Annotated in this window: 10 protein-coding genes; 4 read left to right on the plus strand and 6 right to left on the minus strand. The window is 67.7% G+C overall.

Annotated features, from left to right (window positions below; translation table 11 throughout):
• Positions 1-258: 258 nt before the first annotated feature.
• Complete coding sequence (grpE, locus tag ACQKDV_RS05460; RefSeq protein ID WP_427782768.1) at positions 259-774, minus strand: nucleotide exchange factor GrpE; 516 nt, start codon at positions 772-774, stop codon at positions 259-261.
• Positions 775-837: 63 nt separating this feature from the next.
• Positions 838-1,902, minus strand: a complete 1,065-nt coding sequence (gene hrcA, locus ACQKDV_RS05465; protein WP_427782769.1) for a heat-inducible transcriptional repressor HrcA — start codon at positions 1,900-1,902, stop codon at positions 838-840.
• Positions 1,903-2,016: 114 nt separating this feature from the next.
• On the opposite strand from hrcA, the gene recN reads away from it, so the two are divergent.
• Positions 2,017-3,678, plus strand: a complete 1,662-nt coding sequence (recN, locus tag ACQKDV_RS05470) for a DNA repair protein RecN (protein ID WP_427782770.1) — start codon at positions 2,017-2,019, stop codon at positions 3,676-3,678.
• A gap of 97 nt (positions 3,679-3,775) precedes the next feature.
• On the opposite strand, the gene ACQKDV_RS05475 is transcribed toward recN, so the two are convergent.
• Positions 3,776-4,693 carry a LysR family transcriptional regulator gene (locus ACQKDV_RS05475; RefSeq protein WP_427782771.1) on the minus strand — a complete coding sequence of 306 codons (918 nt, stop codon included), beginning with the start codon at positions 4,691-4,693 and terminating at the stop codon, positions 3,776-3,778.
• A gap of 97 nt (positions 4,694-4,790) precedes the next feature.
• Between ACQKDV_RS05475 and ACQKDV_RS05480 the strand changes: the two genes are divergently transcribed.
• Positions 4,791-6,083, plus strand: coding sequence for an SGNH/GDSL hydrolase family protein (locus ACQKDV_RS05480; protein WP_427782772.1), 1,293 nt, complete (start codon positions 4,791-4,793; stop codon positions 6,081-6,083).
• Positions 6,084-6,160: 77 nt separating this feature from the next.
• Here the strand turns inward: ACQKDV_RS05480 and fur are convergent, their stop codons facing one another.
• Entirely contained in the window at positions 6,161-6,568 is a 408-nt protein-coding gene (gene fur, locus ACQKDV_RS05485) for a ferric iron uptake transcriptional regulator (RefSeq protein WP_427782773.1), read from the minus strand.
• A gap of 103 nt (positions 6,569-6,671) precedes the next feature.
• On the opposite strand from fur, the gene ACQKDV_RS05490 reads away from it, so the two are divergent.
• On the plus strand, positions 6,672-7,061 hold the full coding sequence (locus ACQKDV_RS05490) for an outer membrane protein assembly factor BamE (RefSeq protein ID WP_427782774.1): 390 nt from the start codon (positions 6,672-6,674) through the stop codon (positions 7,059-7,061).
• A 35-nt stretch (positions 7,062-7,096) separates the two neighbouring features.
• On the opposite strand, the gene ACQKDV_RS05495 is transcribed toward ACQKDV_RS05490, so the two are convergent.
• The gene (locus ACQKDV_RS05495; protein ID WP_427782775.1) at positions 7,097-7,354 is read right to left on the minus strand and encodes an RnfH family protein; all 258 of its coding nucleotides are present in this window, start codon (positions 7,352-7,354) and stop codon (positions 7,097-7,099) included.
• Between the two features lie 3 nt (positions 7,355-7,357).
• Positions 7,358-7,783, minus strand: a complete 426-nt coding sequence (locus ACQKDV_RS05500; protein ID WP_427782776.1) for a type II toxin-antitoxin system RatA family toxin — start codon at positions 7,781-7,783, stop codon at positions 7,358-7,360.
• A 57-nt stretch (positions 7,784-7,840) separates the two neighbouring features.
• Here ACQKDV_RS05500 and smpB point away from each other — a divergent pair, with 57 nt between their 5' ends.
• On the plus strand, positions 7,841-8,344 hold the full coding sequence (gene smpB, locus ACQKDV_RS05505) for an SsrA-binding protein SmpB (protein WP_427782777.1): 504 nt from the start codon (positions 7,841-7,843) through the stop codon (positions 8,342-8,344).
• Positions 8,345-8,357 lie beyond the last annotated feature (13 nt).

The following is an 8,357-nucleotide window of genomic DNA, read 5'->3' on the forward strand; positions in this document are numbered from 1 at the left end:
CAGCGCGACCGCGTCAGCACCCAAGCCACGCACGAGTTGGTGGTGCCGAGGTCGATACCAATGATCTTGCCCATGGGGGAGACTCCTGAGGATGCTTGTTGGTGTCAGTCCGGCCGGTCGGCCGGTGGATGAATGGGATGTGGGGGAGGCTCGTGGAACATTCAAGCCATCCCCCGAACGCTGTGTTCAACCGTTCAAGGTTCGCCGGGCCGGTAGCGCCGGGCCATGCCCGGCGGCCGTGCGCCCGGAACACCGGGGTCAGTCGGCGGCCACCACTACCAGCGCCGGCCGCAGCAGGCGATCATTGAGTAGATAGCCCTTCTGGAAAACAGTCACCACGCTGCCCGGAGCGGCACCCGGCGTCGGCACCTGGCTGATCGCCTGGTGATGCTCCGGATTGAACGGCTGGCCGGTCGGGTCCAGCAGCACCAGGCCGTTGTCGGCGGCAACCTTCAGCAGCTGCCTGTAGGTCAGCTCCAGGCCCTCGCGCAGCGGATGGGCGTCGTCGCCGGCGGCCTTCAGGCCGGCATCCAGGCTGTCGAACACCGGCAGCAGCTCGCCCAGCAGCTTCTCGTTGGCGAACTTGCGGGCCTGCTCGATGTCCCGGGCCACGCGCTTGCGCTGGTTCTCCAGGTCGGCACGTTCACGCAGTGCATCGGCCTTGACCTGTTCAACTTCAGCGCGCAGGCGCTCCATCTCGTCGTTGACGTCGGCAGCAGCGGACGCTTCGGACGCACGCTGCTGGGATTCGATATCTGGCTGTTCTTGGTTCATGTCTGGGTCCCTGGCGGTCACTGCCCGCCTCCACCCACCCTAGTGTGGGCGGGATGCTGCGTTTCAAGCGTCGGCGCCCCCCGGACCGCGCCGCGGGGGCGAAAAGGCCGCCCCAAGCACGTCTGCGGTGGCCTGAACCAGAGGAATCATGCGGTCGTAAGCCATCCGCTTGGGCCCGATTACCCCCAGCACGCCCAGCACCTGGCCATTGGCGGTGTAGGGCGCGGTGACCAGCGAAACGCCCTGCAGCGGCATCATCCCGGTCTCCTCACCGATGAAGATGCGCACGCCCGGGGCCTGGATGGTCCGCTCCAGCAACTGCAGGATCTCGCGCTTGCTGGAGAACAGCTCGAACAGTTCACGCAGACGCTCCAGATCGGACAGGTCCTGCACGCCCATCAGCCGGGTCTGGCCGGCCACCAGCATGTCGTCAGCCGGTGGCTGCAGGGCCTGTCCGGCCAGCTCGATGCTGTGCGCCAGCAGCTGTTCCAGCTCGGAACGGGCGTCGCGCAGCTCCAGCAGCAGGCGGGTGCGGATCTCGACCAGCGGCAGGCCGGCGAAATGGGCATTGAGGTAGTTGGCCACCTGTTCCAGCTGGCCCGGCTCGAAATCCTGGCGGGTCTCGATGACCCGGTTCTGCACCTCGTTGTCGGCAAACACCAGGATCGCCAGCACCCGGCGCCCATCCAGCGACACGAAATCGATCTGGCGGAAGGCGAACTGCTCGCGCCGCGGCGCGCTGACCACGCCCACGAAATGGCTCATCGCCGACAGCAGCTCCGAGGCGCTGCCCAGCAGGGCCTGGGTACTGCCGCCGCCGGCCAGTTCCTGCCGCAGGCGGGCCAGTTCGCCCTCGCCCGGCGGCTGCATCTGCAGCAAGCTGTCGACGAACACCCGGTAGCCGTGCGCGGTCGGGATGCGCCCGGCCGAGGTATGCGGCGAGGCCAGCAGGCCCAGATCCTCCAGATCGCCCAGGATGTTGCGGATGGTGGCCGGGCTGACCTCCAGGCCCGCCACGCGTGCCAGCGTCTGCGAGCCGACCGGCTCGCCGTCCTGGATGTAACGCGCGATCAGCGTGCGCAGCAGATGGCGCGCACGCGGGGCAAGATGGTCAGCGGAACCGTGCATGGAATCAACCTGTGAGACACGGACACTAGATAATGGCGCTGCGTCGCCTTGGCAAGTCATTGGACCACCCCGCCGCGCGTGCTAGCGTTGCGCGGCTCAGACACCCCTGTACCCATGCTCAGACATCTTTCGATCAAGGATTTTGCCGTCGTCCGCGCCACCGAGCTGGAGTTCGGGCCGGGCATGACCGTCGTTTCAGGCGAGACCGGCGCCGGCAAGTCGCTGATGGTCGACGCGCTGGGCTTCCTGTCCGGCCTGCGCGCCGACAGCGGCGTGGTCCGCCATGGTGCCGCCCGCGCCGAACTGTCTGCCGAGTTCGCTCTGGACCAGCTGCAGGCCGCGCGCCAGTGGCTGGCCGAGAACGAGCTGGACGACGAGGACCAGTGCCAGCTGCGCCGGGTCATCCGTGCCGATGGTGGTTCGCGTTCGTGGATCAACGGCCGCCCGGTGACTCTGGCGCAGCTGGCCGAGCTTGCCGGCCGGCTGGTGGAAATCCATGGCCAGCATGAACAGCAGGCACTGCTGACACGCCCGTCGCAGCTGGCCCTGCTCGATGCCTATGCCCGCAACGAGAACGAGCGCCGCCAGGTACGCCGCGCCGCTGCGGCGTGGCAGACGCTGGTCGATGAATCGCTGGCGCTGTCGCAACAGGGCGACGTTTCCGACCGCATCGGCTTCCTTGAGCACCAGCTGCGTGAACTGGACCGCGAGGACCTGGAACCCGAGTCGATTGCCGCACTGGGTGCCAGCCACCGCCGCCAGGCCCATGCCAGCGCCCTGCTGGTTGCCTGCCAGGCGGCCAGCAACCAGCTCAACGGCGATGACGGCAGCTCGGCGCTGGACCTGCTGCAGCAGGTCCGCCACGAACTGTCGCGGCTGGTCGAGCACGACCCGCGCCTGGGCGAGGTGGACGGCCTGATCGAGAACGCCTCGATCCAGCTGCACGAGGCCCTGTCGCTGCTCGACCGCGTGCACGACGACCTCGATGCCGATCCGGAGCAGTTCGAGGAGAACGAGCGCCGCCTTGGCCGCCTGCACGATCTGGCCCGCAAGCACCGCGTGCCGATGGACGAGCTGGGCGCCCAGCGCGAACGCATGCATGCCGAAGTGGAACAGCTGCGGGGTGCCGACGAGCGCCTGCAGCGCCTGGCCGGCGAGATCGACAAGGCCGCTGCTGCCTGGCGCGAACAGGCCGAGGTGCTCAGTGCCAGCCGCCGCAAGGCCGCCGCCGAGCTGTCGGCTACCACCACCGGCATCATCACCGAGCTGGGCATGGGCGGCGGCCAGTTCCTGATCGAACTGGAACCGCAGGACAGCGGCAAGCCCGACCCGCAGGGTGCCGAGCGCGTGGAGTTCCTGGTGGCAGCCAACGCCGGCCAGCCGCCACGGGCGCTGCGCAAGGTCGCCTCTGGCGGTGAACTGTCGCGCATCTCGCTGGCCATCGAAGTGGCCGCGCTGGACCTCGACGCGGTGCCCACCATGGTGTTCGACGAAGTGGATTCAGGCATCGGCGGCGCGGTGGCCGACATCGTCGGCCAGAAGCTGCGGGCACTGGGCGAGAAGCGGCAGGTGCTGTGCGTGACCCACCTGCCGCAGGTGGCGTCCAAGGGCCATGCCCATTACCGGGTCAGCAAGGCCCCGGTGGAAGGCATGACCCAGAGTGCCGTGGAGAAGCTGGACACCAGGGCGCGCGAAGAAGAACTGGCGCGCATGCTGGGCGGCGTGGAAGTGAGCAAGGAAGCGCGCGCTGCCGCCCGCAAGCTGCTGCAGCACTGAGCCGAGCATGGGCTCGGCTCTACAGCCGTGTGCCCAAACGAAACCGCCGTGTAGAGCCGAGCCCACGCTCGGCTGATGCGCGCCAGCGCGGCGCATATCATCCCAACGGCCGCGCCAGGTCCACCGTTTCCACCAGGTAATCCAGGAACGCACGCACACGCAACGGCAGGTAACCGCCCTGCCCCAGGAACACCGCGTGCACCTCTTCCAGGTCACCCGGATTGGCCGCTTCCAGCACCGGCAGCAGACGCCCGGCGGCAAGGTCGGCCTGCACCTGGAAGGCGGCCAGGCGCGCCAGGCCCAACCCGCCCAGCACCAGCTGGCGCAGCGCATCGCCATTGCTGGCCCGGGCATTGCCACTGGGCAGCACCCTGCGCTCGCTGCCGTCCTGCAGCACCGGCCAGCCCTGCATTGCCCGCGCATGGCCGATATCCAGCCGGTTGTGTGCCTGCAGCTCCTCGGCCGTGCCCGGCAGACCCTGCTGGCGGGCATAGGACGGCGCCGCCACGATCATCATCCGGGTTGCCCCCAGCCGCCGCGCCACCAGGCTGGAACTTTTCAGTGGCCCCGCCCGCACGGCGACGTCAGTGCGCTGCTCCAGCAGGTCGATCACCTCATCATTCAAGGTCAGGTCCACGCCCACCTGCGGATGCTGCTGCAGGAACCCCGGCAGCAGCGGCAGCAGGAAGTGCTGGCCAAAGGGCACGTTGGAATTGACCCGCAGCCGCCCGCGCGGCTCGGCATGGGCGCTGGCGCAGCGCTCGGCCTCTTCCAGGTCGGCCAGCACGTGCAGGCCGCGCTCATAGAACGCACAGCCTTCCGGGGTCAGCTGCAGTTGGCGAGTGGAACGCTGCAGCAGGCGCGTGCCCAGCCGTTGCTCCAGGCGCGCCACCAGCTTGCTGACCGCCGAAGGGGTCATGTCCAGCGTGCGTGCGGCGGCCGAAAAGCCACCGGTTTCGATCACCCGCACGAACACTTCCAGTTCGCCGGATCGGTTGATGTCAGGGCGTGCCATTGCAGTGAATCAAGTTCACAGATGATTGTCCATCCGCAGTCTAGTTCACAGATCGTAGGGAAATCACCATTGCCGTCCCTTGTTCCGGGAATGCCCGATGAAACGCCTCAGCCTGCTCGCCTTCGCACTTGTCAGTATTGCCGCCACCGCCGACGCCGCCGCGCCGAGCCACTGGGTCGCCAGTTGGCAGGCCAGCCCACAACCGGTGTGGGGGCCCGACGTCCTGTTCCCGACCCTGGTGCCGGCGCAACTTCAGGACCAGACCTTCCGCCAGACCGCGCGCCTCAGCCTGGGCGGTCCGCACATCCGGGTGCGGTTGAGCAATGCCTACGGTGCGCAGCCGCTGCAGATCGGTGCGGCCAGCGTCAGCGTGCACGCCGGTTCGCCGCCGCAGGCGCTGCGCTTCAATGGCCGGCGGCGGGTACGCATTGCGCCCGGCCAGCAGCGCCTGAGCGACCCGCTGCCGCTGCCCACCCACGACCTGCAGCAACTTCAGATCAGCGCCTATCTGCCGGGCCCGACCCCGCTGCAGACCTTCCACTGGGAAGGCCGGCAAACCAGCTGGATCGCCCCCGGAGACCAGAGCCAGGTGATCGCCCTGCGCGACGCCCGCCCAACCACCGCCCGCCTGCTGCTGGCCGGTATTGATGTCGAGGCACCGCCCAGCGCGCGCAGCGTGGTGGTCATCGGCGATTCGATCACCGATGGCGCCACCGCCAGCCTGGACCAGGACCAGCGCTGGACCGATCACCTGGCCGCCCGCCTGGCCCCGCGCGGGATGGCCGTGGTCAACGCCGGCATCTCCGGTGGACGCCTGCTGCGCGATGGCATGGGCGAAGCAGCCCTTACCCGCTTCCAGCGGGACGTGCTCGACCAACCCGGCGTGGCCAGCGTGATCGTGCTGATTGGCATCAACGACATCAGCTGGCCGGGCACCGCCTTTGCCCGCGAGCAGCCCCGGCCCACGCTGGCCGAACTGCAGGCGGGCTACCGCGCCCTGGCCGAACAGGCCCACCGCCGGGGCGTTCGGATCGTGGGCGCCACCCTGCCGGCGTTTGCCGGGGCCCTGCCCGGCACGCCGCTGGACGATTACTACCAGCCGGACAAGGACGCCCTGCGCCGGCAGCTCAATGCCTGGCTGCGTTCGGACGGCCCGTTCGATGCGGTGATCGACTTGGACGCCGCACTGCGCGACCCGGCTGATCCGTCGCGGATGGCCGCCGCTTATGACTCCGGCGACCACCTGCATCCGGGGGATGCGGGCAACCAGGCAATGGCCGAGGCGGTGGATCTGGAGGTATTGCTGGGGCCATCCACGCATGGCGTGGATCTACGGGACGCCCCCGAGTCGGCCGGGGTCGGATCCCTTGGCGCCAGCCAAGGGATCTGACCCCGGCACCAGGCCGCAGCAACGAAAAACCCCGGGCGCGCCCGGGGTCTTCACGCATCTACGCCTGCTGCAACCCGCTACCTGCGCTTCCTGCGCACGTACAGCACCAGCGAGTGCTCTTCCAGCTCGTAGCCGTGGTCTGCGGCGATCCTGCGCTGCAGCTCCTCGATCTCGTGGCTCTCGAACTCGATGATCTTGCCGCTGTCCACATCGACCATATGGTCGTGATGGCCGCCGCGGTCCAGCTCGTAGACGGCCTGGCCGCCTTCGAAGTTGTGCTTCAGCACCAGGCCGGCGGCCTCGAACTGGGTCAGCACCCGGTAGACCGTTGCCAGGCCGATCTCGTCGCCATGCTCCAGCAACTGGCGGTAGATGTCTTCGGCGGTCATGTGGTGCTGGGCATTGCGCTGCTCAAGCAGCGCCAGGATCCGCATCCGCGGATGGGTCACCTTCAGGCCGACTTTACGCAGGTCGTGGGTTTCCATAGGTCTCCGTTCATTGGCGATTTAGCGCCAGCTGCCTCGGATTGGGTCGCGGTGGCACGCCGGGAGTGTATCATCGGTTCGATTTCCCCAACCGCCAGTACCGATGCGCAATCTTCTGTTGGTCGCCGCCGTCGCCCTGTCCACCACCGGGTGCGGCATCATCTACAAGCAACCCATCTATCAGGGCAACCTGATCCGGGAAGATGCCGTGGCCAAGCTGCAGGTCGGGCAAAGCAAGCAGCAGGTGAATGCGCTGCTGGGCACCCCGTCCGTGCCGGACCCGTTCCACGCCCAGCGCTGGGACTACACCGCCAGCCAGCGTGTGGACCGCCTTGGTCGCACGGAAGTGAAAAACTTCACGGTGTACTTCGAGAACGACGCGGTGACCCGTTGGGAAGGCGACTATTTCCCGGCCAATGACAAGGCCCTGGCCCAGCAGACGGTACGCCAGTTCGGCCGCAACCTGGCCAAGGACAAGAAGAAGGGCCGCTGAGCCCCCAGCCCGCCCTTCGGGGCGGGCTGCTGGAATCAATCGCCGCGCGCGCGACGTCGGCGGTTTTCCTTGGGGTCGGCCTGCAGAGGTCGCAGCAGTTCTACCCGATCGCCATCCAGCAGCGCCTGCTGCGGGCGCGCCAGCACACCATGCACGGCGGTGGCCGGGCAGCCGGCGCTGCCCTCAAGACCGGCGGCGGCAATGGCATCGGCCACGGTCGCGCCTTCCGGCAGCTGCAGCCGGCGTGACAGCACCTGCTGCGGCCAGGCCAGCACCACCTCGACTGCGATCATCGCTCAGTTCTCGTCAGCCACACGGACGAAATCGTTGACCATGCGGTCAGCCAGGCCTTGGAAACCGAGCGCCAGCGCCGGACCGAGCAGGCGCGATGCCGGTTCGAATTCCAGGGTCAGGGTGACCTTGCAGGCATCCTCGGCCAGCGCCTGGAATTCCCAGCGGCCGTGCAGCTGCTTGAACGGACCATCGCGCAGCTGCATATCGATGCTGTGCGGGCGCTGCAGGGTGTTTTCGGTCTGGAACCAGGTGCTGAACGAACCCAGGCCCAGATCCAGGCGAGCGACCAGGCGGTCCTCACCCTGTTCCAGGACGCGGGCGTCGGAGCACCAGCGGAAGCGGCGCGGGTAGGCCTGGACGTCGTTGACCAGGTCGAACATGCGCGCGGCCGAATGCTCGACCAGGGCGCTGCGGCGGATAGTAGGCATAAAGGCGGTACGTTTCGGCCATCGACCGGGCGGGCCCGAATCGGAGACAATACGGAAATGAGCAAGAACAGCGGCAAGGATAAAGCAAAGAACGCGACGGCCAACAAAACCATCGCGTTGAACAAGCGTGCCCGTCACGAGTACCACATCGAAGACCGCTTCGAAGCCGGCCTGGCCCTGCAGGGCTGGGAAGTAAAGTCGATCCGCGCAGGCCGCGGCAACATCGTCGATGCCTACGCTTACGTGAAGGACGGCGAGATCTTCCTGATCGGCGCGCAGATCACCCCGCTGATCCAGGCCTCCACCCACGTGGTGGCCAACGACCGGCGCGAGCGCAAGCTGCTGCTGCACCGGAGCGAGATCGACAAGCTGGTGGGCAAGGTCGAGCGCGATGGCTACACCATCGTGCCCACGGCCATGTACTGGAGCAAGAACAAGATCAAGCTGGAAGTGGCGCTGGCCAAGGGCAAGCAGACCCACGACAAGCGCGATGCCGCCAAGGACCGCGACTGGGCGATCGAGAAGCAGCGCGTGATGCGTCGCGGAAACCGCGACGCGTAACTGCTGTCTTTAG

The sequence above is a fragment of the Stenotrophomonas sp. NPDC077659 genome (genome assembly GCF_050268705.1).
Classification (GTDB): domain Bacteria; phylum Pseudomonadota; class Gammaproteobacteria; order Xanthomonadales; family Xanthomonadaceae; genus Stenotrophomonas.